General features: G+C 50.0%; 19 protein-coding genes. 12 read left to right on the top strand and 7 right to left on the bottom strand.

The window, feature by feature from the left end; all coding sequences use genetic code 11:
• The first annotated feature begins 344 nt into the window (after positions 1-344).
• From AC0YN3_RS22110 to AC0YN3_RS22090, 5 genes are all read left to right on the top strand, one after another.
• Positions 345-1,715, top strand: a complete 1,371-nt coding sequence (locus tag AC0YN3_RS22110) for an allantoinase (protein ID WP_475777118.1) — start codon at positions 345-347, stop codon at positions 1,713-1,715.
• 29 nt (positions 1,716-1,744) lie between these two features.
• A complete protein-coding gene (gene allC / locus AC0YN3_RS22105) occupies positions 1,745-3,031 on the top strand; it encodes an allantoate deiminase (RefSeq protein ID WP_475777117.1) in 1,287 nt (428 codons plus the stop codon).
• Entirely contained in the window at positions 3,028-4,254 is a 1,227-nt protein-coding gene (locus AC0YN3_RS22100; RefSeq protein WP_475777116.1) for a pyridoxal-phosphate-dependent aminotransferase family protein, read from the top strand. Before allC ends, AC0YN3_RS22100 begins: the two co-directional genes overlap by 4 nt.
• A 107-nt stretch (positions 4,255-4,361) precedes the next feature.
• Positions 4,362-5,237: a hypothetical protein gene (locus AC0YN3_RS22095; RefSeq protein ID WP_475777115.1), complete on the top strand. Its 876-nt coding sequence runs from the start codon at positions 4,362-4,364 to the stop codon at positions 5,235-5,237.
• 289 nt (positions 5,238-5,526) lie between these two features.
• A complete protein-coding gene (locus AC0YN3_RS22090) occupies positions 5,527-7,533 on the top strand; it encodes a copper amine oxidase (RefSeq protein WP_475777114.1) in 2,007 nt (668 codons plus the stop codon).
• A gap of 59 nt (positions 7,534-7,592) precedes the next feature.
• Here AC0YN3_RS22090 and AC0YN3_RS22085 read toward each other — a convergent pair whose 3' ends face one another.
• The 7 genes from AC0YN3_RS22085 to ytxJ form a co-directional block, all read right to left on the bottom strand.
• Positions 7,593-9,752: an ATP-binding protein gene (locus AC0YN3_RS22085; RefSeq protein WP_475777113.1), complete on the bottom strand. Its 2,160-nt coding sequence runs from the start codon at positions 9,750-9,752 to the stop codon at positions 7,593-7,595.
• Positions 9,730-10,446, bottom strand: a complete 717-nt coding sequence (locus AC0YN3_RS22080; RefSeq protein ID WP_475777112.1) for a winged helix-turn-helix domain-containing protein — start codon at positions 10,444-10,446, stop codon at positions 9,730-9,732. The genes AC0YN3_RS22085 and AC0YN3_RS22080 overlap by 23 nt, the downstream gene beginning before the upstream one ends.
• Positions 10,447-10,627: 181 nt before the next feature.
• Positions 10,628-11,242, bottom strand: a complete 615-nt coding sequence (locus tag AC0YN3_RS22075) for a PH domain-containing protein (RefSeq protein ID WP_183564453.1) — start codon at positions 11,240-11,242, stop codon at positions 10,628-10,630.
• 222 nt (positions 11,243-11,464) lie between these two features.
• Positions 11,465-12,580, bottom strand: a complete 1,116-nt coding sequence (locus AC0YN3_RS22070; RefSeq protein ID WP_475777111.1) for a stalk domain-containing protein — start codon at positions 12,578-12,580, stop codon at positions 11,465-11,467.
• 120 nt (positions 12,581-12,700) lie between these two features.
• Complete coding sequence (locus AC0YN3_RS22065; RefSeq protein WP_475777110.1) at positions 12,701-13,948, bottom strand: S-layer homology domain-containing protein; 1,248 nt, start codon at positions 13,946-13,948, stop codon at positions 12,701-12,703.
• 250 nt (positions 13,949-14,198) lie between these two features.
• Positions 14,199-14,630 (bottom strand): GNAT family N-acetyltransferase, encoded by a 432-nt coding sequence (locus AC0YN3_RS22060; RefSeq protein ID WP_475777109.1) that lies wholly within the window; start codon positions 14,628-14,630, stop codon positions 14,199-14,201.
• 90 nt (positions 14,631-14,720) lie between these two features.
• Entirely contained in the window at positions 14,721-15,059 is a 339-nt protein-coding gene (ytxJ, locus tag AC0YN3_RS22055; protein WP_475777108.1) for a bacillithiol system redox-active protein YtxJ, read from the bottom strand.
• 326 nt (positions 15,060-15,385) lie between these two features.
• Between ytxJ and AC0YN3_RS22050 the strand changes: the two genes are divergently transcribed.
• From AC0YN3_RS22050 to AC0YN3_RS22020, 7 genes are all read left to right on the top strand, one after another.
• A complete protein-coding gene (locus AC0YN3_RS22050; protein WP_475777107.1) occupies positions 15,386-16,111 on the top strand; it encodes a response regulator transcription factor in 726 nt (241 codons plus the stop codon).
• Positions 16,095-17,546: a sensor histidine kinase gene (locus tag AC0YN3_RS22045; RefSeq protein WP_475777106.1), complete on the top strand. Its 1,452-nt coding sequence runs from the start codon at positions 16,095-16,097 to the stop codon at positions 17,544-17,546. The genes AC0YN3_RS22050 and AC0YN3_RS22045 overlap by 17 nt, the downstream gene beginning before the upstream one ends.
• A 2-nt stretch (positions 17,547-17,548) precedes the next feature.
• A complete protein-coding gene (locus tag AC0YN3_RS22040; RefSeq protein WP_475777105.1) occupies positions 17,549-18,697 on the top strand; it encodes a WD40 repeat domain-containing protein in 1,149 nt (382 codons plus the stop codon).
• A gap of 212 nt (positions 18,698-18,909) precedes the next feature.
• Positions 18,910-20,349, top strand: coding sequence for an N-acetylmuramoyl-L-alanine amidase (locus AC0YN3_RS22035; RefSeq protein WP_475777104.1), 1,440 nt, complete (start codon positions 18,910-18,912; stop codon positions 20,347-20,349).
• Positions 20,350-20,953: 604 nt separating this feature from the next.
• Entirely contained in the window at positions 20,954-21,529 is a 576-nt protein-coding gene (locus AC0YN3_RS22030; RefSeq protein ID WP_475777103.1) for a TetR/AcrR family transcriptional regulator, read from the top strand.
• A gap of 76 nt (positions 21,530-21,605) precedes the next feature.
• Entirely contained in the window at positions 21,606-23,843 is a 2,238-nt protein-coding gene (locus AC0YN3_RS22025; RefSeq protein WP_475777102.1) for a YhgE/Pip family protein, read from the top strand.
• Positions 23,844-24,187: 344 nt separating this feature from the next.
• Positions 24,188-24,553 carry a hypothetical protein gene (locus tag AC0YN3_RS22020; protein ID WP_475777101.1) on the top strand — a complete coding sequence of 122 codons (366 nt, stop codon included), beginning with the start codon at positions 24,188-24,190 and terminating at the stop codon, positions 24,551-24,553.
• Positions 24,554-25,130 lie beyond the last annotated feature (577 nt).

The raw sequence follows: 25,130 nt of genomic DNA, 5'->3' as shown, positions 1-25,130 counted from the left end.
TATCGGCAGCCGGTAAGTGAGGTGCAGGCCGCTCGTTAACGGCCTGCGGTCTTATAATTGAGGCTAACAAATCGGGCTGCGGACCTCGTTGTCTGCGGCCCTTCTTGTTTGTTCGCTAGAATGGGGAGCTTAACCGTCAAAGTGGCAATAAGCTCATTGCTCATGAGTGATGATAACGCTCATGGGCTATGAGGTTGCATTCACTAAAAGTGTACAAGGCTGGCTGACGAAAAAAAGTAAATGCTGCTTCACTATTTGATGATCGTTGCTCATAAGCTTCAACAGAGGCCGAGTGCATACTGCGTGCAGAAACCATGGTTGCACCATGAAAGGCGGAGAATGAAATGAAGGGAAATGAAAAGCTTGATTTAATCATAAAAAACGGCAGCGTTGTGTTGAAGGACGAAGTGAGGATGCTGGATATCGGCATCAAAAACGGTAAAATCATTCAGCTTGGCGAAGGGCTGAATGGCGAGCTCGCGGCGGAAACGCTCGATGCCACGGGTCTCACCGTCATGGCTGGCATGATCGACGTTCATGTTCATTTGAATGAACCGGGCTTAGGCGAATGGGAAGGCTTCGTGACGGGCTCGGCTGCCCTTGCTGCGGGCGGCTGCACGACCTATATCGATATGCCGCTTAACGGCATTCCGCCTACGGTTACGGTAAGCGCCATGCAGCAGAAGCTTGCGGCAGCCAAAGATCGATCCTATGTGGATTACGCCATTTGGGGCGGGCTTGTCCCTGGGAAGCTGCATGAGCTTATTCCGCTGCATGAAGCGGGAGTCGTCGGTTTCAAAGCATTCATGTCATCGCCAGGCGATCCGAGCGAGGATGCCTTCCGCGAAGTGGACGATTACACGCTGCTTGAGGGCATGAAAATTATAGCAAGCGTGGGTAAAGTGCTTGCGCTTCATGCCGAAAGCGAGCCGATCGTAGCGAAGCTTGGACGGGATATGAGGGAGGCGGGACGTTTGTCGCCAAGCGATTATGTCGCTTCAAGGCCAATCGTAGCCGAGCTGGAAGCGATCAACCGTGCGCTTTTCTATGCGGAGCAGACGGGTTGCGCCTTGCATTTCGTGCATATCAGCAGCGAGGCTGGCGTTCGTTCCATTTTGCAGGCGCGCGAGAGGGGGCTGGACGTAACGGTGGAAACCTGCCCGCACTACTTGGCTTTGACATCGGACGATTTAGAAACGAAGGGAGCGGTAGCCAAATGCTCGCCGCCGCTGCGTGATGCTGCCGAGCGGGGGAAGCTGTGGGATGCTCTCGGGAAGGGGCAGTTCGATATGATTTCGTCAGACCATTCGCCTTGCCCGGTCTCAATGAAGGAGGCGGACAACTTCTTCGATGCTTGGGGAGGCATTGCGGGGGCCCAAAGCTCCGTAGAGCTCATAGTCGGAGAGGGATATGTGAAAAGGGGGCTGCCGCTCACTTTGCTCACAGACCTGCTTTCAGGAGGGCCGGCAAGGAGGTTTGGACTTCAGGAGACAAAGGGAGAGATCAGGATAGGCTTAGACGCCGACCTGGTTTTGCTCGATTTGAAGCAGGCATATGTATTGGAAGAGAGTCATTTGTATCAAAAACATAAACACAGCCCCTACCTAGGTGAAGAGCTGCATTGCCGAGTCAAGGCGACTTACCTGAGAGGGCAAGCGGTATATGGAGAGAATGCTGGCTTGAGTGAAATGATGCGTGGGCAATGGGTTAACTAGATTCGGCAGGAGAGATAGGAGGAGCAGCTATGGAGCGAAATGTACGTCTCTCACCGCAAGATAAGGAACAGATGCTGTCTTATTTCGAAGCAGAGGTTATGCAAGTGCTGAACTGGCTGGCAGCATTCAGTCCGGATGAAGAAGGCGGCATTACGCGGCTGCTGTATACGGATGGCTGGCTGGAGACGCAGCGGGCATTAGCGGTCAAAATGGCAAGCTACGGCTTGTCGACTTCATTTGATGACGTAGGCAACTTATTCGGAAAATTACAAGGCGAGAATGTAGAGGCGCCTTCAATTATAACAGGCTCGCATATCGATACCGTCGTACAAGGCGGAATGTTTGACGGGGCTTACGGTATTGCTGCAGGGTTGCTTGCACTGGATTACTTGCATAAGCGTTATGGGAAGCCAAAGCGTACGCTGGAGCTGGTCTCTCTTTGCGAGGAGGAAGGCAGCCGATTTCCCATGGCTTACTGGGGCTCCGGGAGCATTGTTGGCAAACGGAATTTCGAGCAGATCGTTCATCTGCAGGATTCCTACGAGGTGTTTTTCGCGGATGCCATGCAGCGCTGCGGCTTTGGCAAGGGGACGGCAAGAGACAGTCGCCGCCATGATATCGGTGCCTTTATCGAGGTTCATATCGAGCAAGGTGCAGTGCTTGAGAGGGAAGGGATTGCAATCGGGGTGGTAGATGCGATTGCGGGTCAGCGGAGATTGAAGTTCGAGGTAGTCGGTGAATCCAACCATGCGGGAACGACGCCGATGCATATGCGCAGGGATGCGCTGGAAGGCGTCAGCATGATGATTCAGGCGCTACGCCAAGAGACCGTTCGCCTAGGCTCGCCGCTCGTGGCGACGGTCGGCAGGCTGCAGGTACAGCCGAATGTGCCGAACGTCGTACCGGGCAAGGTTGTATTTACGGTAGACGCGCGCCATGCCGACGAGGCGGCGCTTGATCGCTTTTGCCGCTGGGTACTTGGGGAATTTGCTTCAATTGCAGCTGACAGGCAGCTTGAGCTGCATGGCACGGAATGGTTTCGCGAGGAACCGGTGCCGATGAATGAACGTCTGAAGCGGCAATTGGATGCCGTATGCGGTGAGCTGTCCATTTCCTCGAAGCGGATGATCAGCGGGGCTGGGCATGATGCGCAGATGTTCGAGCATGTTTGCCCGACGGCCATGCTGTTCGTGCCGAGCAGACGAGGAATTTCGCATTCGCCGGAGGAATATACGGAACCGAGCGAGCTCGCGGTCGGCGTGCTCGTCTTGACGGAGCTGCTCTATCGATTAGGCTATGAGGGGGAAGAGCTATGAAGGTGTATAAAGATTTGGCGCCGTCGCCGCGTACGATTATGACGCCAGGCCCGGTCGAGGTCGATCCGCGCGTGCTGCGAGCGATGTCCTACCCGATACTCGGACAATTTGATCCGGAGTTTACGGCTTTGATGAATGAAACGATGGGTATGCTGCGGCTACTCTTCAAGACGGAGAATGAATGGGCCTTCCCCGTAGACGGAACGTCGAGGTCGGGCATAGAGGCTGTGCTTGTCGGACTCATTGAACCTGGCGACAAGGTGCTTGTGCCCATCTACGGGAGGTTCGGCCACTTGCTGACGGAAATCGCCGGGCGCTGCGGTGCCGAAATCGTGAAGTTGGAAGCGGAATGGGGTACCGTGTTCACCGAGGAAGAAATCGTCGGCGCGATAAGGGAGCATCAGCCAAAGCTCGTGGCCCTTGTCCATGGGGAGACTTCAACTGGCCGTATGCAGCCGTTGGCTGGAATAGGGCAGGCATGCAGGGAAGCGGATGCGCTGTTTGTCGTAGATGCAGTTGCTACAATAGGCGGCATTGAAGTAGCAACGGATCGGCTGCTTATTGATGCCGTAATCGGCGGCACGCAGAAGTGTTTGTCTGTACCGGCCGGCATGGCGCCTATTACGTACAACAAAAGGGCGGAGGCGAAGCTGCAAAGCCGCAAGCGAATTGAGAGAGGGCTGCTTCTCGCGGATGGCGAGGAGGATCCGATGCTGCGTCCGATCCAGAGCAACTATCTAGACCTTAGCCAGCTTCAGGACTATTGGAGCCCTGCGCGGCTGAACCACCATACGGAAGCGACGTCCATGCTTTATGCGCTGCGCGAGGGATTGCGGCTTGCGCTGGAAGAGGGCTTGGACGAGCGTTTTGCGCGGCACCGCGAGCATGAAGGCGCGCTAATCGCCGGGTTGGAGGCGATGGGGCTTCGGCTATACGGCGATCCATCCTGCAAAATGACCGTCGTCACCTGTATTGAGATACCTGCCGGAGTAGATGGGGAATCGGTCCGTTCCATGCTGCTGGATCATTACGGCATAGAAATCGCCAGCTCCTTCGGCCCGCTGAAAGGCCGGATATGGCGCATTGGCACAATGGGCTACAGCTGCAGCAAGCGCAACGTACTACTTACGCTAGGCGCGCTTGAAGCAGTATTGCTGCGCCACGGACACTCGCCGGAAGCGGGCAAAGCACTGCAAGCGGCGATGGACGTTTACGGGGTGTAGCTGCAATTTAGGAATACTTTACCTTCCGTTTACTTTCCTATAGCCATACTTTTACTCCGGACCTATACAATTACCTCATCATGATCGTGCTGGGGTGGGGGGATGGTATGCTGCTAAGGTATAAATGGGTGTTTATGGCGACTTTGCTATTGGCTGCCTTGCTGGCTGCGTTTCTGCTGCAAGGGATAAGCCGATCAAACGCATCCGGTGATCTGTCAGATCCGTTTCTTGATCCGTATGCATTGTCGCTGGCTCATCGCCATGCGGGGAGCGGAGCGGAATCCGCATCTGAAAAGGGTGTGCGGATGGCGCTTGAGTGGCCGCAGGGCAAGCCGGCTGTGGGGGTGCCGTCGATGCTCTCGATAAAGATTCGGAATGGAAGCGGAGCGGCGATCGATGAATTCGACCTGACGAATGAGAAGCTGCTTCACCTTATTGTCGTTAGCGAGGACCTTCGTGAGTTCCGGCATGTTCATCCTGCGTATGTAGGCAAAGGTCAGTTTGAGTTATCGATTGCGTTCCCGACCGCAGGGAAATATAAGCTGTATGCGGATTTCGTGCCTAAGGGCATGAACGAGCTGACGCGTAATGCGGTTGTGGATGTGGGAGGGGTGACTCCCGAACCGGTGCCGCTGAAGAAGAGCGAGACGCTGACGGCCGAGGCAAGCGGCATGAAGATAGAGCTGACATTCGCGGAGCAGCCTGTTCCGCAGAAGCAGATGAGTATGACCTACACTTTCACGGACGAGAAGACGGGCGAGAAGGTGGAGGATCTGGAGCTCTATCTTGGCGCGGTGGGGCATGTCGTCGCCATTGATCAGACAACGGAGCAATTCATTCACATCCATCCCCTTAATTGGGCGTCCAAGGGGCCGCAGGCGGTATTCGGAGTGAGTTTCCCGATAGGCGGCCTTTATAAAATATGGGGGCAATTTCAGCGTGACGGAGAAATTGTTATTGTCCCGTTCGTTATTGACGTGTAATCGATATGGAATGAGCGAAAGCTTATTCGCGCAAGTGGGCTTCTGTTCCTTAAACGGGAACGGGTTCCGGAACTTAGCGCGAATAGGCTTTTTTTGCGTGATTGAAAGCTTTACCCAAAGCGGGCTAACAAATTAAAGGGCCTTTACCTTTTCGACCCTTTTTCATTACCTTCCCATGTTAGAGTATGTAACATCAACGAAAAAGTGAGGGGGATGCGCTGGCTAGGATAGGAACGGGAAACGGGGTTCGGTGGTCGCGGTTTGGAGAGAGAATAATAGGAGGGAAACTATGAGGACGAAAAAATGGGTCGTATCTGTGGTTGCTGCATCAGTCGTTATTGCTTCTATTAATATTTTTCCGGGGGCGCTCGGCCTTGGCCGGTTAAGCGCGGCAGAGATCGATAAAATGGTCTACCATCCGCTTAATCCGCTAAGCCCGCAAGAAATTGAGGAAGCGGCAGCGATTATTCAAAAGTCGCAGTATGGCAGCAAAGATATGTATTTCTCCGAAATTAAGCTGGAGGAGCCGGATAAGCAGAAGGTATGGGCTTGGGACGATGCAGGCGGGGCTAAACTACCGAGGGAAGCCACGTTTACGCTGGTTAAAGGAAATAAGCCGTATGAAGGGACGGTAAATCTCGACACCGATAAGGTTGTTTATTGGAAGGAAGTGAAGGAGGGGTGGCCGTTTTATACGGAATGGGGGCAATCGGAAGCTATCGTAGAGAAAGATAAAGACGCGGTTGCGGCACTTGCGAGGCATGGTATCACGGATCTGAGCAAGGTGTCCTTCGCAGACGGCCCGCTAGGCGATTACGGTCCGGAGCTGACGCCTCCCGGCTCAAGGCTTGCGATGTCGGTGCCGCGTCCGAAAGTGGAGGGAGCGGTTAACAGCTTCGCCCATCCGATGGACGGTCTAGCTTTTCTTGTCGATTTGAATGCCAAGAAGGTCATTAAAATATACGAGTCCGGCAACCCTCCCGTGCCAACTGATCCGAATGATTACACGAAGGTAATCAAGACGAAGCGGACCGACGAGATCAAGCCGCTTATCATTAGCCAGCCGAAAGGCGCAAGCTTCTCCGTGAAAGGCACTACGGTGGATTGGCAGAATTGGAAGTTCCATTTCCGGCTCGACCCGCGCGTAGGTCCGATGGTGTCTACCGTCTCATACACGGAGAATGGAAATAAACGCAAGGTAATGTACGAAGGCGGCCTTGGAGGCATGATGGTTCCTTATGGCGACCCGGATGCAGCATGGCTGTACAAAATTTTTATGGATGCAGGCGAATATGGCGTTGGGCTATCAACCCGTTCGCTCAATATCGGGTCTGACGTGCCGAAGAACGCAACGTTGTTCGACGCCGCGATTAACAATACGGAGGGCAAAGCGCAGGTCATTAAAAACTCATTTGCCTTGTTCGAGCGCTATGCCGATCCGGAATGGTCGCACAACGGCGAGGCTAGGGAACGCCGAGAGCTGGTGCTGCGGGCGATCGCGACAATCGGCAATTATGACTATGTTCTTGATTGGGTATTCCTGCAGAACGGTTCGATTAAGCTTATGGCAGGGGCGACTGGGCTTGCTCAGGTCAAAGCCGTCAGCTCGAAGACGATGGATGACAAAACAGCCGTGAGCGATACGCGAAACGGCAAGCTGGTTGATGCGAACATTGTCGCGCCGACGCATCAGCATATTTTCAGCTACAGGCTTGACCTTGATGTAGATGGCGAGTCTAACTCCGTTGGAGAGATATTACCGAAGGCGATCTCTGTCAAAAACCCCGAGTTCGCCCGAAGTGAAATGATCACCGTAGAGAAAACCTATAAGCTGGAGCAGGATGCGATTCAAAAGTTCGATCCTGACAAGATCGTCCTCGTAACGAATACCAGTAAGGAGAATAAGCTTGGCTACGCTACGGGCTATCAAGTGATGCCTTATGCGGGAGGCACTCACCCGTTCATGGAGGAGCCGCTGTTCACGAAAACGGATTATGTGCTTAAACGAGCGGAATTTATAAATAACCATATTTGGGTAACGCCCTATAAAAAGGATGAGCAGTACTCCGAAGGCAAATACACGACGCATAATAAAGACACCGGGCTTGGTCTCTGGACGCAGCAGAACCGCAGTATCGAGAACAAGGATACGGTCGTATGGCTGACAACGGGAACGACCCATGTCATGAGGGCGGAGGAATTCCCGATCATGCCTACGGAGTGGGTGACGGCCATGATTAAGCCGTTCAACTTCTTTAATGAAACGCCAACTCTTGATTTGAACAAAGTAGAGTAGAATGCCGGCTTGAAAAAAAGTCCGTTCATTTGCCGTCAGGGCAGATGAACGGTTTTTTTTTAATCGATGCGGGTCATTTCGTGGTTCGCCAGCGGGAGCGCCAATGAAAAAATGCTTCCCTGTCCTTGCTTGCCATTCGGAGCGACGCTCAACCGCCCGCCATGGATGTCGGCAATCTCCTTGGCGATGGATAATCCGAGTCCGCTGCCGGGTATGCCGCTGTTTCTTGATTTATCGACACGGTAGAAGGAATTGAATACGTAAGGCAGCGCAGCCTCTGGGATGCCTGCGCCGTGATCGGAGATGCGGAAGACGGCATTGGAGCCGGATAGCTCCAGCGTGAAGCTGATCTTGCTGCCGGAATCCGAATATTTCAAGGCGTTGTCCATGAGATTGTCGATCACGCGGCTTAGCAGGTGGGGGTCGCCGAAGAGCCGGGCGCCGGCGGCGGTTCGCCTAGTATGGAAGGGTCGTCGTTCCAATCGCATATAGGCTTCCCATTTCTGGACCATGCCGTCGAATAGGGAACCGGCTTCGAGAACGGTTTGGTTGGCTTTCATCTGCCTCGTCTCCAGTAAACTCAGCTCATTCATGTTGCGGACGAATTGATTGATGGTCTGAATATCCTCGTCTATCCTCCGCAAATAGATGCCGGTATCCTCTCCGCTAATCGTTCCGTCATTGATTGCTTCGATATATCCTCGAATAAGCGTGATGGGTGTTTTCAAATCATGCGAAATATTCATAAGCAGCTCCCTTCGCCAATGCTCCAGCCTAAGAAGCTCGTCAACGCGTGCTTCCAATTCATTATTCATGTCCCGCAGCTCTTCCGTGCGCAGGCCCACCTTATGCTCCAACTGATGGTTATGCACGGCTTGCTGTTCCATGAGCTCACGGATTTTGTCCGACATGCGGTTGAAGGACCGCAGCAGCTGATTGAATTCAAGAGTATGCGTGTCGTTAAGCGTGGAAGTGAACTGTCCCTCGCCCATCTCTGCGAATGCGTCTGCCAGCAGATTCACGGGCCGCGATACTTTGGAGCGAAGGTAGAAGGAAAGGATGACGCACAAGCAGACGGCGACTAGTCCAAGCAGAGACAACTGAACGGTGAGCTGCTCGCCTGTTCGGGAAGAGAGCTGGTCCGTAGCTTCATGGATCGGCTCAAGAAGCTTATGCTCAGGAATGATATAGCCTAGGATCCAGTTCGTTGTGGGGATGGAACGGCTGAATACGACCTTCTGCTGACCGCCAAGCTGCATGCTTCGGTAGCTGTTTAATGTATCCTCGCTGAAGAGGGCGGCTAAATCGAGCTGCTGGATGTCGCTCGTCGCATGCTGCTGGGCGGCAATGAGTTCGTGATCCGTATCGAGCAGCAGCGCGATGCCATCCTCATCCCCGAATCTCGTATCCAATACGTTGTTGACGAACCGCTCGATCGTGACATCGGCCGCGACTACCCCTTTGAGCACGCGCCGTTCATTGTAAACGGGCGTCGTGGCCGTGAACATCCAACCTCGTGGCGTAATGTCGAGATAAGGCTTCGTCCATGCGACTTGATTCGTTCGGGGCCTGACATTCAGGGCATCGGAATAAAAATGGTACGTCGTCAGTTCGTTAATGGGCTCTGGCGGCGCAGCCTCCTCCGGTCCGGAATATTCGGGGTAATAAAACGAGCCGGATCTCGGATGGATATAGTACATGGAGACGATGTTTGGCTTGCGCGCGGATTCGGATTCGAACAGCGGAAACAGGGCCTTGCTGAGCGCCAAATCGTAAGCTTGTTCCGGTGACGGGGATTGGAGAGGGTTATCCGTCCGTATGGAGATGACGCCGTTCCCGTCGGAATTGTTTTCGGTGAATCGTTGTTTCTGGATATCGTAACGAAATGAAATAGGCGTGACCTTGGAATGGTTGGCTGCTGAGAAAACGGATTCCGCGAGCGCCTTGGACAGCAGGACCGCATCCTCGACAAGGCGGAGCTCGGTATCGATGGCGCGAGCCTGCTCTTCAATATTGGCTTCGTACATGCTTATGTAATTTTTCTCGATCAAAGCGGTGTTCAATTGATTGAAACGGTTTAGCTGCGACGTAACCGTCTGTCCGGCGAATGCGGATAACAATAAGAGTGGGATAAGGGAGACGGTCAGCATGGCCGTTAGCATCTGAAAGGCGAAGGTGCGCGGCCGCAAGAGCGGCTTAATGTGCTTGAATCGGTTCATCGAACTTGTACCCCATGCCGCGAATGGTTAGGATGCGTTTAGGCGAAGAAGGGTCCTTTTCAATTTTTTTGCGCAGATGACCGATGTGGACCTGAAGCGTTTTGGTGTCCAGGCTGCTCTCGTAGCCCCATATGCGAGTCAGCAAACGTTCGGCTGTGAGCACTTGGCGAGCGTTCTGCATAAGGTAGGCGAGTAGCTGGAACTCCTTGGCTGACAAGATGATCCGTTTTCCGTCTACGTATGCCTCATGCGCATCGATGCGCAGCTGAACGTGGGCGGATGAAAGGGTCGTTGAGGGAGCGGCTTCCGTCTGCCGGTTGTAAATGATGCGGTTGCGCCGAAGCTGGGCTTTGATTCGCGCGACCAGCTCGACGGGGCTGAAGGGCTTGCTGACGTAATCATCGGCGCCTACGCTTAGTCCGACGACCTTGTCGATCTCGGTATCCTTGCATGTAAGAAAAACGATCGGAACATCCGTTGTTTGCCTAAGCCGCGCGCATAGCTCATAGCCTTCCATGTCGGGCAGCAGCACATCGAGCACGATGAGAGCCGGCCGCTCATTGGCAGCCAGCTCTATCGCTTGCCTGCCGCTCGTTGCATTCAAATGGCGGAAACCGTCTTTGGATAAATACATGCCTACCAGCTCGCCGATTCTAACTTCGTCATCTACCGTTAATATGAGCTCTCCTGGCATAAGGCGTCACCTCTTCGCATGGGGTATAGGCGTATTCTTATTATTAAATATATACGCGTGTGTTAGGGTTGCGCAATATAAATGTCAGGTTACTTTACATTAAATTGATCTTATGCATTAAAAAAGCAGATCGGCGATTGTCGCCGATCTGCTTGCTTAGACTATTCAATGAAAAGATGAATTAGTTATTGATATAACGCTCGAATATCGCGCCGAAATCCTTCACGCGGTACTGTTTGTGCGTGTTTACGAGCCAGTTAAAGGCAGATTTGTTCAAGCCGTCGAATTGCTCGACCACGTTGAAGTCTCCTTTGTGGATTTGCTGCAAAGTAGTGGACGCGAGATCAAGGCTGCGTCTTGCATATTCAAGCGAGATTTCGTTCTCGCGTGTAATTTCGGAAATTTTGATGAGTGCCTTGTAGAGATCTTTAAGCTCCTCGATATGCTTCTTGTTCACGTCAATCGAGAAAGGCACGGATCCGATGGTGAACTTGATCTCAACGTCAAGATCAACCGTTCCCGCTGTTTCCAGCGCAACCTGCGCAATTTGATGGGCGCTGTACGAATAACGTTTAAGCGTGCGTTTTTTGCTGAGGGCGCTTGTGCCGTCCAAATGGATGAGCGCGATATTCGTAAAACAGTACTCGTCGGACTTCGATTTGATCAGGAAATAGATCTTCTCGTTATCCTCATGCATCACATAGTCGTCAGAATCCGCTTTGCTGAAATCCGCCGGCTTGATAATCGCGCCAATATCGCTAAGTCCAAGCGCGTCTGCAGCTAATTTTCCAAACATCGTACCATTCCTTTCATCATTCCAATGATTTCATACTTACTCATTATATATTAGAAATTGTCAAATATGATGGTTCATATGTAGGAATTAAACACTTCCTGCAGCTAGTGCGTTTACGATGATTTTTGAAAAGGCAGGGAAACAGCAAAAAAAAGATCTCGGCTGGCTGCGGCCTGCGGAGATCTTTTTCTGCCATAACGGCAACCGGGACTGATTACACCCCTATTCAAAGACCTTCAGGGGAATGGCGAACTCCGGCATGCCAAGCGCGTAGGCGGTGTATTCATATTGCTCAAAGGTGATTACGATAGCTCCGTGTCTTAAATAATAAGGACGGTCAGCCTTAATGCCTTCGAAAGGCGCAATCAAGTCGAGCTTTCGCGCTTTGATCTGGTCATTCATGTTTTTATTGATAATGGATACGTAGTTTGCGTTGTTGTTCGCGGCTTGCTTCAAGGAGACGGTCTCGCCGGTACTCAAATCGAACGTATACGGTACGCGTATCGTTGAGCCATGGGCACCGCCGAGATCAATATAATAGTCGACATAGAGGCTCAAATGGTCGTTTTCATTATACGTAATCGTATAGGTGGCCTCATATGCAACGGGAGGGTAGTCCACGCCCGGATTTTCGGCCTGCCATTTTTTATTGTCTTGGATCGCCTTAGTGAGGCTTTCCTGAGCGGAGACAGCGAAGGTTTCGGCTTCCTTTTTCAAATAGGCGTTCACTTTATCTTCCGCTTCCTCGTTCTTATAGCCCGAGATGACCGGGTAATGGATGACGAGCGATTGTGACTCGTTCACCTCGCTGATCGTTTTGCTGGCAATGGTCAGCTTGTTCTCTTCAATGGTCTGAATCCCGATGGTGCGCGTAGGCGCGTCATAGGAAATCATGTAGCCCATACGCTCCAATAGGAAGCGCAGCGGGATATAAGTGGACCCGTTAGAGAGAATGGACATGCTTCCGTAAATGGGTTGGCCGTTCAGTTCATAGGTTCCCTTGTCCGGCGATGCGATGAAAACCCGATTGCGCCCGATAACGATGGCGCTTCTTGCTTTGGCATCCCAGCTAGTCGCCAGACCAAGCTTTTCGTTAAGCGCGCGAAGACTGATGTACGTTTCTCCGTCGACGATGGCTGTAGGCACGGTTGTGCGGACGCCGTCAATAACGAAGGGCTGGGGAATAACGTTCAGCATAGTTTCGGCGGCAGCCGCAGTTCCGCCGCCGGGGAGAATGCCGGCTGCTGGCGTGGATGCGAGGAGCACGGCCGTTACCAATGCCACGAGCTTTCGGTTTCGTTTTGAAGCTTTATTCCATTGAGAGGTAGTTAGAGTCATATCTTATTCCTCCTTCGAATTCATGAAGAGCGGGATAGTCGCCTGTTCGCTTGCCAATAAAATAAAGAAGCTGTTACGGGTTTTTAACCGTAGAGCAGCTTCTTTAAACGGAAGATGTATTTATTTTTTCGTAGCAATGGAGAAAATAACCGTTTTAGAGGCCGAGTCTATTTGAATATTTACATTATCCGTGCCGATTAGCTTCTGCTGCGAGGCGACCTTGGCGCCTGACTCGACTTTTTTGCAAATATCGTTAAACAGCTCCTTGAAGACGGAGGCGTTATAGCCGAACAGCTGGTTGGCGAACTGCTCCACCACCTCTTTGTTCCGTGCGAGCGTGCCTTCTCTCAGCCTCATCGTTATGCCGTACGTATTGTATTGCGGATCGAGCCACACCGCTGCCTCCTCGTCTACCGCCGCAGCGCCGGATGGGCGGTTCAATACGCTGTCCTTCTCTGCTTGGTCTTTGAATAAACGGAGCGTCGTTTCGTATAGATCATGGTTCGAGCCGCGCAGTTGGCCGGCTTGGATAAGTGCTTCATAGGCATCCCACATCCGTTTGTCCGGGAACACGATGATCTTTTTCCCGCCGCCGAGAGTAGGTACAACACGCTCCAGCTTCTCGGGGGAAACGGTGATTGCCAGGCGTTTCGACTTATCGGTAAGTCGGTTCAAAATAACGAGCGATTCCGCGCGGGTAACGGTGTCGCCAACGCCGAAGAAGCCGTTAGGATATCCCTGCATAATGCCTTTCACAAGCGTCTCTGCAATAAATTTCTGCTCGCGCTCCGTTGCGCCCATGATGTCGCCATAGGCTTGAGCCATCTTCTGTCCGAATAGGCCGTCTTCTAAAAATTCGGTTTCCTGCAGCGTGTAATAAACAATCTCGGCTACATTCTCGCGTGTCATATCTGCTTGGAAATCGTTATATCTGGTCTTGTTCAGGAAATGAAGATCGCTGGCTACGTCGATGAACTGCTTGGCCCAATAGCCGACAGGGCTCGGTTTGAAATCAAAATATCGGTAATCCTGCTTTAGAATGGCTTGGTTCTCTTCGCTAAGCGATTGCAGGAACGGTAGGTTCCAGCTCCGCGAGCCGTTTTGGTGCAGGTCAGTGTACGAAAGAACGAGCATTTTGATGAATTGGTCCACCTTTACGGGCTCTTGTGGTCGGAAGGTCCCGTCGGGATATCCGTCTAAAATCCCTTGTTTTACCATATCGGTAATTGTTTTCTCCGCCCAATGGCCTTTAATATCCTTGAACACCGGCGCTGAGGCTGCTGCCGCTGCCTGACTATTCGTGAATGAACTTGAAAAAACGGACCCGAAAACGGTGATCATCACTGCGATTAAAGCGAAACGCTTCATAAAAATATCCCCCTAATTTATAAAAAACGATATATTCCGACATTCTCTAGATAACCACATTTATGCGTTATTGAGAATGGGCTTAATGGCATGGTAACGAAGTGGGATATAGTTCTAAATGCTGTGAGTCTTTATGGGGATTGCGGTTTGGAGAGGGAAGGTGAAAAGAATCCCGTGCGTTTTTGATGGGGTTGGCACATGAAAAAAAGCTGCCAAGGCAGCTTTTTGTTCGTTGTAGCATACAGCGGTATTATTGGGGAAGCGGTTTATAAAAATGATAAGCAACAATATCCATTCTTTTATTCAAATAAAACCGATGGGCGTCATGCCGCTGGACGCCGGAGTCCAAATGGAATTGCTCGCAGCCATTGGCAGCCGCTTCTGCTTCTAGCCAGTCGAATAGCAGCTTGGCATAACCATTGGAGCGGCTGTTCGCGTCGGTGATCAGGTCGTCGACATAAAAATATTTGCCCCATGCCAGCGATTCGTTAATCCGATATCCGGCAGCGGACTTGGCTTCGCCATCCACGATGGCGGCGACGAGAGTATAGCCGTATTGTGCTTGCAGCCGTTTTACTTTTTCCAAATAATCTTCTTTGGCCAAATGAGGGCGAAGCTGCTGGATTAACGGGAAAGCGCCGAGAATTTGCTCATCCGTAGTTAAATTCACGATTTCTGCCATTTGAATTCCTCCCCATAGGTAATAAGAAGAGGCTGCTCTGAAAGGCGTTGGCCCTTCAAGAACAGCCTCGCTGATGCTTTGCCGTTAGGCTTAGTCGAGAACAGCGGTGATATGTGCTTTCGTGATGGACCAGTGAGTAGCGGACCATACTTTCTCTTTTTTATCGATATACATGATTTGCGGCGATTCATGCTTTACGGATGTGTCTTCAGCAATTTGGTTGGAAACGGGACGGGACTCGATTACTTTCACGAGCACGTAATCAACGTCCTCTCTCGGTTTGCCGTCCAGGTATTGGTTAAACTCTGTATAAGCGTTCGCGCTAACGGGGCATGTTGTGCTGTGTTTGAATACGACGAGCGGGCGAGTAGCGGAAGCTTCGTAAACGTTATTCCATTCTTCAATGGACGTAATTTCTTTCAAAGACATATGGAACACTCCTTATATTCTGCTTTGCAGATGATAGTTACTTACAACTCTATATGTATTATATCTCTTTTTGCCGATCAAAGTCATCTTTGCGCGGGTGGAAAATGAAAGAATGACGATGATGCCTAATCATTCGAACGTTCTGTAATAATTACTTGAAAATTAGACAACAACTAAAACGGCTGCGCTTAGCGCCAAGAGAACAAGGATCAGACTGAAACGCGCAGGTGCCGATATACGTCGTACACAAGTTTGTGACAAGTTGATCACGTCATGGATACATGCAAGGCTTATATTATTGAAAATCTGACTTCTAAGGAATGACTATGGAGAAAACTAAAATTTTAATTATAGAAGATGAAGCCGCAATCGCAGATATACTGGAATACGGTCTAAAAATGGAAGGCTATGAAACGGAAAAAGCCTATACAGGCGCGAACGGCCTTAAGGCGATTGCCTCTTTCAAGCCGGATTTGCTAATTCTCGATTGGATGCTGCCGGATCAAAGCGGATTAGATATTTGCAAGCAGGTTACGGCATCTTATAATATCCCGATCTTAATGATTACGGCTAAATCCGATATTACGGATAAAATATTAGGTCTCGAATTTGGTGCGGATGACTATATTACGAAACCCTTTGATTTGAGAGAAGTCATTGCAAGAATCCGCACCATACTACGCCGGGTCGCCCAAGCCAATCGGCATGCCGGTGGGAATTCCGAACAAGACGACCAAGTGGTTCGCTTTAAGGAGATTGAGATCGTGGTTAGTGAAAGAGTGGTCAAGAAAAGCGGTAAGGAGATTGAGTTGACTCCTAAGGAATATGATCTTCTGCTGAAGCTCTATGCAAATAGGGGGAAAATTTTCACTCGAACGGAGCTGCTCGATTACGTATGGGGATACGATTATACCGGAGACACGAGAACGGTGGATACGCATATCCAACGGTTGCGCAAAAAACTGGATGCAGCGGATTTGATAACGACCGTATTCAGCATTGGGTACAAATTCAACAAACATGTGGACACTTCCTATGATCCGCACGATTAGGGGCAAATTCATCCTCGGTTTTTTTGTTATTTTCACCGTATTTTTCTTAATCTTAAATCAGTGGGTGACAAGAAATATTGAAGCCGGCAACAGGAGCACGATTTCCGATAGCTTGATTGATTTGAAGAAAAACAGCAACAATTATATACGGCAATCCTTCTTGACGCATCACTTTACGAGCGATGAAATTTACTTTGAACAAATTGCCGAGGACATGGGAGTGGATCTGCAGCATACGGTTTCCGGCGGTGTCGGAATGTATTCGTTAGCAGGTGAGCTGCTGTATACTTCCGACAAGAGCGTTTTTAATGCAGGTGGAGATGATCTGACAGAGGCCATGCAGGGAAAAACAGCCTATACGATTGCAAAGATTAACGGGGAGGTATCTATTCTCTATGCATTCCCTGTTGTTGTTAATGGAATAAAAGTAGGCATCATACGTTTTTCCAAAGATTTCACTCCGCTTTACGAGCAAAGCAGAGCACTGCAGCGAACGATATTTTCGATCGCGTTGGCGGTATTTACTGCAGCATTTCTGTTTTCCTATATCCTCTCGCGTCATGTTACGGTTCCGCTAGTTAAGCTAATGCAGGCTTCCAATGAGGTGAAAAACGGAAATCTGCATGTTCGCATCGCTTTCAAGCGGAAGGATGAGATCGGCAGCCTTGCCACTAACTTTAGCAGCATGATCGAGAAGCTCAGTGAGCAATTTCTAACCATTGAGAAGGACCGGGATCGATTGGAAGAGCTGATCGATCATCGGAAGCGTTTTTTTGATAATGTGACCCATGAGCTGAAAACGCCGCTGACGACGATTATGGGCTACTCCGAAATCATACTCATGAACGGTGCCAAAGATCCGGTTATTTTTCAAAAAGGAATGGGCCATATTATGGATGAGAGCAAACGGCTGCATGACATGGTTTTGAGGCTTCTGGAAATGTCCAAGGCATCCGAAGGGGGCAATAATTTTGAAAGAATAGATACGGCCCGAATATTGAGGGATGTATCGGAGACGATGGCGATCAAGGCGAAGCGGTACAAAAAAACGATTCATTGCAAGGTTAGCCAAGATTTGTTCGTATATGGCCAGTCGGACAGGCTGCGTCAGCTCTTTATTAATTTGCTGGATAATGCGATTAAGTATTCGTCTGCATATTCGAAAATAGGGGTTGAGGCCCATTTGGATGCCCAAGCGGTCAAAATCTTGGTTACGAATGAAGGCGAAACGATCAATCCTGATAGCCTGGAAAAAATTTTCGAGCCGTATTATAGGGCCGGAAGCGTTGTTAATGAAGAAGCGAGCGCAGGACTTGGCCTCAGTATAAGCAAGTCTATTGTGGACGAGCACCAAGGTCTCATTCGGATAACGAGTAACAATGGGCAGACGAGCGTGCAAATTGAGCTTTCGTTCATGAAGGCCGAGAGGGAATGAATATGAGAAGCAGAGCCGTCTATCTCGCATTAATAACCGTGATTTGCTGCTTGCTGGCAGGCTGCCAGGGAGCGAAGAGAACCGAGACGATTATAATTGAAGATAAAGAGGACCAGCAGTCTACAAACGACGAGCTGTCCCTTTTTGAAGTCAAGACCATTTATCCTGTAATGGAAGGGAAATTAGACCAAGCCTATCCACTTGGCTGGAGCGATGACAACTCCTTAATTACGCTTGGGGCGGAAAATTACAAATTTGTGTCATCGATTAACCGCGTGGCGTTTCCTTATGTATCCCAAACTAAATTATGGGATGAGAGAAACAGCATTTTTTTATTTAATAATTTAATAGCCTTATCTCCAGACGGGAAAGAGGCAGCTTTTCCAGTGGTGGAGAATGGTGCCTTTACGCTCAAATTGTTTTCGCTTGCGGGAGGCAATAGCGAGCTGCTTGGTGAGATCACGACCGACCAACTGAAATTTGTTCGAATGACCTGGTCTAGCAATAGCCGTTTCCTAAGCTATTCATTAGAGAATGAAGTAGACAAGCAGGTGGAAATCGGTGTTTATGATAGGGAAACTAGAGATACAAAGTGGTACTCTTTAGCGCAGAATGAGTCTAATGTAAAGGAATTTGTCGCCCTGCATTCGATTCATGTTTCGAATGACGGGGAAAGCGCGGTCATTGTGAAATATGTAGCCAAGCAGTTAATGCTTGCGGTCGGCCAATGGAGCGGGGACAAGTTCAAGAGCAAATACGAGCACCCGATTAGCCCCGAGGGATGGGTAGAGTGGATTCATCAGGATCAGATCGCATTCGTCGGAGAGGATGGGAATTTGTACGCATATGACCTGCGAAATGCGGTGGTGTCTCTTTTGTTACGGGACATTGGACTTTTTCGACTATCTGACGACCGGAAATTTATCGCTTTTTGCCAGGATGGCGATTCCGTTTTTGCGGCCAGGCTGTATGGGAACAATGTGTTAAACATGAAACAGGTTTATCAAGGAATCATTCCCGCCCAAATGGCTTGGAGCCCGGATAACGGGAAGTTATTGCTTAGTGGATCGAAAAAGTACGATATTGCTCAGCCTATGTCGGAAAGACAAGCATTTAAGGGCATGCAGAGCCTAGTCATTGCATTTAAATAAGAACGAATGGGAGGAGCATAGCCTCTGCTTAACGGCAGGAGCTGTGCTTTTTTGCGTTAGGTTTTTATGAATGAGGACGCGTTTGCGATTTAATAGATTGGGAAATAGAAGGCGTACACAACTTGTTTACAAGCTAGCGAAGTGGGTGAGACATCTCTGAACTATAGTTGATTTTAAGAGATGATTACTACTATTATTCGCTAGGAGGCACCATGAAAACTTATAAAAAACGCAAACGGTCCATGAAAGCATTCCTTATACTCTTTCTTTTATTTTTTACTATGGTGGGAGTTGTAGCCGCTTGGAGCATCGGTCATTCAGACGAGAGGCTTCCCGCGCTGACCGAGCATTCCGTTGATTATCCGGTTAAGCTATCTCCTCCGTCTTCTCAAACACAAAAGTATAAAATTATGATCGATCCGGGACATGGAGGGAAAGATCCGGGCGCCACGGGGGCAAGCGGGAACTACGAGAGGGACTATACGCTCGCCCTTGCGAAGAAGGTGTTCGATTTGCTCAGAGATGAACCGATGTTCGAGCCGCGATTGACGAGAGCTACCGATGTGTTCGTTGAATTGGAGGATCGCGCAGCTATGGCTAATGAATGGAAGGCTGACGCCCTTTTGTCGATCCACGGAAATACGTATACGGATGACAGCGCAAACGGAACGGAGACGCTGCACACGCATGATGACAGCAATCTATTGGCCCAAACCGTTCAAAAGAACGTAATCGAGGCTTTAGGATTTCGGGACCGCGGAGTAAAGGAGGAGCAACTGAAGGTGCTTTCGCTCAGCGAAATGCCGGCAGCACTCGTTGAGGTCGGTTATCTAACCAACGCTGGCGAGGAAGCTGTCATGCTCAGCGGGGACGGACAAAACGCAGCAGCAAAGGGCATCGTAGAAGGCCTAAAGCAATATTTCTTATTATATGGCGAGCATCCCTCTAGTCTGGAGGGACAACAAACGGGTGGCCAAGAGGAACATAATGACGAGAAGCATTCGAATGTGGATTCAAGCTCTATTAGCAATAAGAAGGTGTATTACAACGGCTTAGCGGCAGATGGAAAGCGCGTTGCATTGACTTTCGATGATGGCCCAGACACGCAGATTACATCTGAAATTTTGGACATTTTGAAAGAAAATGAGATAAAGGCGACTTTTTTTATCGTGGGAAAACAAGCGAAGGCCCATCCTGAGATGGTGAAACGAATCGTAAAAGAAGGTCATGTGATAGCCAACCACTCATGGTCGCATCCTCGTTTCAACAAGCTGACAATCGAAGAAGCATGGAAACAAATCAAGGATACACAGGATCAGCTGGAAGCTATTTCGGGCTTGCGTCCTCTCTTGTTTCGGCCTCCCTATGGGGAATTGAATGAGGAAAGAGTAAAAGCAGTACACGAGCTGAACATGGCTGTTGTGAACTGGTCAGTGGATACGATGGATTGGTCGGGAATAACTGCAGAGGCCATATTGGAAATCGTGGACAAACAAGTCTATTCCGGGGGCATTGTTTTACAGCATTCTACCGGCGGAAGGGAAAATACGGTCGAAGCGCTTGAGCTCATGATTCCGCAATTGCGGAAAAAAGGATACACCTTTGTTACGGTACCCGAAATGCTGAACTTGCCCGGTTACCAGGAGGTTTAGTGTTGGAACGGCGAAGATTGGCAATGACTACAACGGAAACATCCATTCAGAGGTAACATTCATTCATGGTGTGAAATGAGTACTAAACTAGTGCTAGTCAAGTGATAGTCAAGTACGAAACAAATGTGAAACAAGTGCGAAGCAAGTACGGGACAAGAGCTTAAAAAGTGCGAAACAAGTACGAGACAAGTGCGAAACAAGTACGAGACAAGTGCGAAACCGAGACAAGTACGGAACAAGCACGAAATGAGTACGAAACGAGTGCGGAAAAAGTGTGAAACGAGTGCGAATTAAGTACGAAAAAAAGTAGGAATTAAGTACGAATTAAGTACGAATTAAGTACGAATTAAGTACGAAACAAGAAGTAACCTTATGGATGGCTGCTTCTTTTTTTTTGCGTCCTGAACGGTTCCCGGCGTCAGCTGCAGCCATTTTTTTAAAAGCCTCAATTTTGGCTTAATAAATTCGTTGCTGTACCATTTACGGAATATATAATAAACCCGTATTGCAATTGAAATTGGCGCGTGCTATGATGGCATGAGTCGAAATGACCGTTTTGGTTTTTTGGTCATTTATTAAGGAGTTTCAGGTCGGAGGTGTTGAAGTGGCAATTGATCGACGACAGCAGGTTGTGGATGCGGCAGCCAAATCTTTTGCGTTGTTCGGCTACAAAGCGACTACGATGGATCAGGTTGCGAAGATCGCGAATGTAGGCAAAGGAACGATCTATACGTTCTTTTCGAATAAAGAAGAGCTGTTTCATGAGATTATGAAGAAGCTGATTCTGGAGATGAAGCAGGTAGCGGAGAAGGTTCTCGATCCGAATCGCGGGTTCTTCGATAACTTGCATGCAGCGCTGGAGCAGCTGCTTGAGTTCCGTGAGGAGCATGAGCTTGCGCTTAAGCTATCCCATGAGGTACGCGAGATCGGTACGCCGATGGCAGTGGATGGCATGCAGCAGATTGAGAAGGCTGTCGTAGGCTACATTCAAAACCAGGTGCAGCAGGCGATGGATAAGGGCGAGATTAAACCATGCAACCCGGAGATCACGGCATTCGTAATGCTGAGATTGTACATGGCACTGACGGTGGATTGGAAAAAAACGCATGAGCCGCTGGATAAGCAGCAGGTAGCGGAGCAGCTGCGGTTTTATATGCAAGTAGGATTGGCTCCGGAATAGCCTGGATGCCTTTTTTTACACTATAAAATGACTAAATGACAATAATGGTCAATTAGTAATTAGGAGAGTGGACGCGTTGAAGTTCAGAGGATTGAAACAGTTTGGCAAGGAACTAACCGGCATTGCAGGCAACAAAATGCTGCTCATATCCGTAATCGGCGTGCTTATGATCCCGCTTATGTATTCATCCATGTTTTTGGGCGCTTTCTGGGATCCTTACGGGCATTTAGACAAAATGCCCGTAGCAATCGTCAATGCGGATAAGGGATACACGTATAACGACGAAACGCTGCATATTGGCGATGATTTCGAGGAACAATTAAAGGAAAACGAAAAATTCGAATGGCATTTCGTGAGCAAGGCAGAAGCGGAAGCGGGGATGGAGGATCACAGCTATTATATGGCTATTGAGATTCCTGCTGATTTCTCCGAGAAAACAACGACGCTCACCTCGGATGAGCCTACGCCCGCTCAGCTGACTTACTTGGCAAACGAGAGCTATAATTTTCTAGCCTCCCAGATTGGCAGCAAAGCAGTGGATACGATGAAGGTGGAGCTTGGCCGCGAAGTGACGGCAGCGTACACGCGTACCGTGTTTGGGCAAATCGAAGAGCTCGCTGACGGAATCGGGGCGGCGAGCGACGGTGCCGGAGAGATTGCCGACGGCACGACGAAAGCGAAGGATGGAGCCGTGCTCATCGAGCGCAATCTTGCGAAGCTCGTCAGCGGATCTATGACGCTGAAGGAAGGTGTCGCCAAGCTCAGCGATGGCGGCGCGGCGCTTGGGAAAGGCAGTGCCGAGCTCAGCGCAGGTACTGCAGGGTTAGCGAGCGGTCTGGCGCAGCTGCAGGCTGCGCAGCAGCAGCTTGGCGCCGGAGCAGCATCGCTAGGCGAAGGCGCAGGTTCGCTTGGCGCCGGAGCGGCGAAGCTTAGCGACGGGGTGGCGCAGCTGGCTGGAGCAAGCGGACAGCTGGCGGAAGGGGCGTCGGACGCGCAGCAGGCTGCGGGGCAGCTGGCGGGCGCGTTGAAGGAGTCTTCAGCAGGCGAGGAGCAGCTGAAGGCTGGGGCTGCGGAGCTGGCGAATGGGCTGGCGCAGCTTGGCCAGTCGAATCCGGAGCTGGCTTCGAGCGACAGCTTTGCTTCGCTGCTGAAGGCTAGCCGCGAGCTGGCTGCAGGATTGGAGAAATCCGCTGCCGGCCAAGCGCAGCTTAGCGGCGGCGCTGCCAAGCTCAATGATGGATTGGTGAAGGTCGCAGATGGAATTGGAAGCTTTGATGAGAAAGCGCAGGAAGCGGCGGCTGGCGGCAAGCAACTAGGCGTTGGTGCGGAGCAAGTTATAGCCGGAGCTGAAAAGTTTTCCAGCGGCATGACGCAGTTTGGCGACAAGCTTAAAGAAGCTAGCGGCGGCGCGGCTAAGCTTGCAGCGGGAGCAAAGCAGCTGAATAGCGGCACCACAACGCTTACGGCGGGGCTTTCGCAGCTGTCGACTAGCATCACTCCTTTTGTAGACGGGTCCGCAGCATTGGAGGATGGCGCGAAGCAAGTCGCCACAGGGCTGTTGAAGCTGGAAGACGGTACGCAGGAGCTTTCCGGCAAGCTGGGAGATGCGTCGGACAAAACGGCAGATTTGAATCTAACCGATGCGATGGTCGATATGTTCTCGGATCCGGTTAAGCTCGATGTCGAGAAATTGACGGAGGTCGACAACTACGGAACGGGACTCGCTCCCTACTTCCTGTCGCTGGGCTTGTTCGTTGGCGCAATGCTGTTAACGATCGTGTACTCCGTTCGCGAGCCTGCTGTTCGCCCGGACAGCGGCTGGAGCTGGTTTTGGAGCAAGGCGCTCACCTTGTCGCTAATCGGGATCATCCAAGCGTTAATTGCTGACGCTGCGCTTCTGTTCTTACTGAAGCTTGAAGTGCAGAGTGTGGGACTATTCGTGTTCTATTCCATTCTGACCAGTTTAACGTTCATGATGATCATTCAGTTCCTTGTTGCATCGATGGGCAATCCAGGGCGCTTTATCGCCGTAATTTTGCTGATCTTCCAGTTGACGAGCTCCGCGGGGACGTTCCCGATCGAACTTGTACCAGGCTGGCTGCAAAAAATTTCTCCATTCCTGCCCATGACCTACGCGGTAGCGGGCTTTAGGGACATCGTATCGAGCGGCGATTACAGCTCAATGGGCAGAGATATTGCGACTCTCGCAGGCATTGCGATTCTATTCGCCGCATTATCCTATCTTTACTTCACGATGTCTTATCGCAAAATTAAAAATGAAAGCTTGGAGCAGCCGGCAGTCCCGGTTGTTTAAAGGTAATTAAGAATTAGCCTCTGACCGTGCTGTATTTCTTACGGCGGGTGGATGGTAGTAAATCATAGAGCCTCTAAACCAGCTATGGATGGATGCGGGTTTGGAGGCTTTTTAATAATCTCACTACCAGTCTTTCTAAAGTTACTTCAAATTCAACTTCACTTTACTTCACTTCACTCCTATCCTATCCTATCCTATTCCCTACCACAGCTCGTACGTCTCCCTTACTCCTGCCCGAATATATGAACTCCACTTACACCACGGAGTAACAAACGGAGTAACAAGCAGAACAACAAACGGAGTAACAAGCAGAACAACAAACGAAGCAACAAGCAGAACAACAAATGGAGCAACAAGCAGTACAACAAACGGAGCAACAAGCAGAACAACAAACGGAGCAGCAAGCAGAACAACAAATGGAGCAACAAGCAGAACAACAAACGGAGCAGCAAGCAGAACAACAAATGGAGCAACAAGCAGTACAACAAACGGAGCAACAAGCAAAACAACAAACGGAGCAACAAGCAGAACAACAAACGAAGCAACAAGCAGAACAACAGACGAAGCAACAAGCAGAACAACAAACGAAGCAACAAGCAGAACAACAGACGAAGCAACAAGCAGAACAACAGACGAAGCAACAAGCAGAACAACAAACGGAGCAACAAGCAGAACAACAAACGAAGCAACAAGCAGAACAACAAATGTAGCAATAAGTAGAACAACAAATGTAGCAATAAGTAGAACAACAAATGTAGCAATAAGTAGAACAACAAACGGAGCAACAAGCAGAACAATGAGCAGAAAAAAATGGAGCAATATGCAAAACAATGAGCAGAACCACCACAAGCAAACCACAATCACAACCACAACCACAAGCTACGTTGCACTTTCTACAACCTAAACCTTACATAGCACACAAATCTATTCCCTACATTGTAGAAAATGCAACAGTAGAGCTGCCTTTTCTCTCTAAATGGCTGGAATCAATCATTACGCTGCAGATACTGCAACGTAGCCGGCCAACGACCTCCGTAAGGGAAAATACGTTGCACTTTATGCATTGTAGCCGCTCAAAGGAGTGATGCCTTAATTCGGCTTTAATGAATGGCCGAATGAATTAAAACATTCAGCCGTGGCAAATACATTTATTTGTCGAGCAAAACAAACCGTTCCAATGCCGAGATTACGCATATGGAGATGACAGCGATGATCGCAAACACGCTGAAGCTGAACTATTCCTGCGAATCCCGTCACTGGGTTTGCGGATGACGGAGCAATAGAACC

Source organism: Paenibacillus sp. J22R232 (genome assembly GCF_056269165.1).
Note: the sequence above shows the minus strand (reverse complement) of the source record. Positions and strands in the feature narration are given on the sequence as shown.

What these genes read in the sequence shown, in the direction of transcription:
- AC0YN3_RS22110 (WP_475777118.1), top strand. Translation starts at nt 345, where the DNA reads ATGAAGGGAAATGAAAAGCTTGATTTAATCATAAAAAACGGCAGCGTT.
- allC (WP_475777117.1), top strand. Translation starts at nt 1,745, where the DNA reads ATGGAGCGAAATGTACGTCTCTCACCGCAAGATAAGGAACAGATGCTG.
- AC0YN3_RS22100 (WP_475777116.1), top strand. Translation starts at nt 3,028, where the DNA reads ATGAAGGTGTATAAAGATTTGGCGCCGTCGCCGCGTACGATTATGACG.
- AC0YN3_RS22095 (WP_475777115.1), top strand. Translation starts at nt 4,362, where the DNA reads ATGCTGCTAAGGTATAAATGGGTGTTTATGGCGACTTTGCTATTGGCT.
- AC0YN3_RS22090 (WP_475777114.1), top strand. Translation starts at nt 5,527, where the DNA reads ATGAGGACGAAAAAATGGGTCGTATCTGTGGTTGCTGCATCAGTCGTT.
- AC0YN3_RS22085 (WP_475777113.1), bottom strand. Translation starts at nt 9,752, where the DNA reads ATGAACCGATTCAAGCACATTAAGCCGCTCTTGCGGCCGCGCACCTTC.
- AC0YN3_RS22080 (WP_475777112.1), bottom strand. Translation starts at nt 10,446, where the DNA reads ATGCCAGGAGAGCTCATATTAACGGTAGATGACGAAGTTAGAATCGGC.
- AC0YN3_RS22075 (WP_183564453.1), bottom strand. Translation starts at nt 11,242, where the DNA reads ATGTTTGGAAAATTAGCTGCAGACGCGCTTGGACTTAGCGATATTGGC.
- AC0YN3_RS22070 (WP_475777111.1), bottom strand. Translation starts at nt 12,580, where the DNA reads ATGACTCTAACTACCTCTCAATGGAATAAAGCTTCAAAACGAAACCGA.
- AC0YN3_RS22065 (WP_475777110.1), bottom strand. Translation starts at nt 13,948, where the DNA reads ATGAAGCGTTTCGCTTTAATCGCAGTGATGATCACCGTTTTCGGGTCC.
- AC0YN3_RS22060 (WP_475777109.1), bottom strand. Translation starts at nt 14,630, where the DNA reads ATGGCAGAAATCGTGAATTTAACTACGGATGAGCAAATTCTCGGCGCT.
- ytxJ (WP_475777108.1), bottom strand. Translation starts at nt 15,059, where the DNA reads ATGTCTTTGAAAGAAATTACGTCCATTGAAGAATGGAATAACGTTTAC.
- AC0YN3_RS22050 (WP_475777107.1), top strand. Translation starts at nt 15,386, where the DNA reads ATGGAGAAAACTAAAATTTTAATTATAGAAGATGAAGCCGCAATCGCA.
- AC0YN3_RS22045 (WP_475777106.1), top strand. Translation starts at nt 16,095, where the DNA reads ATGATCCGCACGATTAGGGGCAAATTCATCCTCGGTTTTTTTGTTATT.
- AC0YN3_RS22040 (WP_475777105.1), top strand. Translation starts at nt 17,549, where the DNA reads ATGAGAAGCAGAGCCGTCTATCTCGCATTAATAACCGTGATTTGCTGC.
- AC0YN3_RS22035 (WP_475777104.1), top strand. Translation starts at nt 18,910, where the DNA reads ATGAAAACTTATAAAAAACGCAAACGGTCCATGAAAGCATTCCTTATA.
- AC0YN3_RS22020 (WP_475777101.1), top strand. Translation starts at nt 24,188, where the DNA reads ATGGAGCAACAAGCAGTACAACAAACGGAGCAACAAGCAGAACAACAA.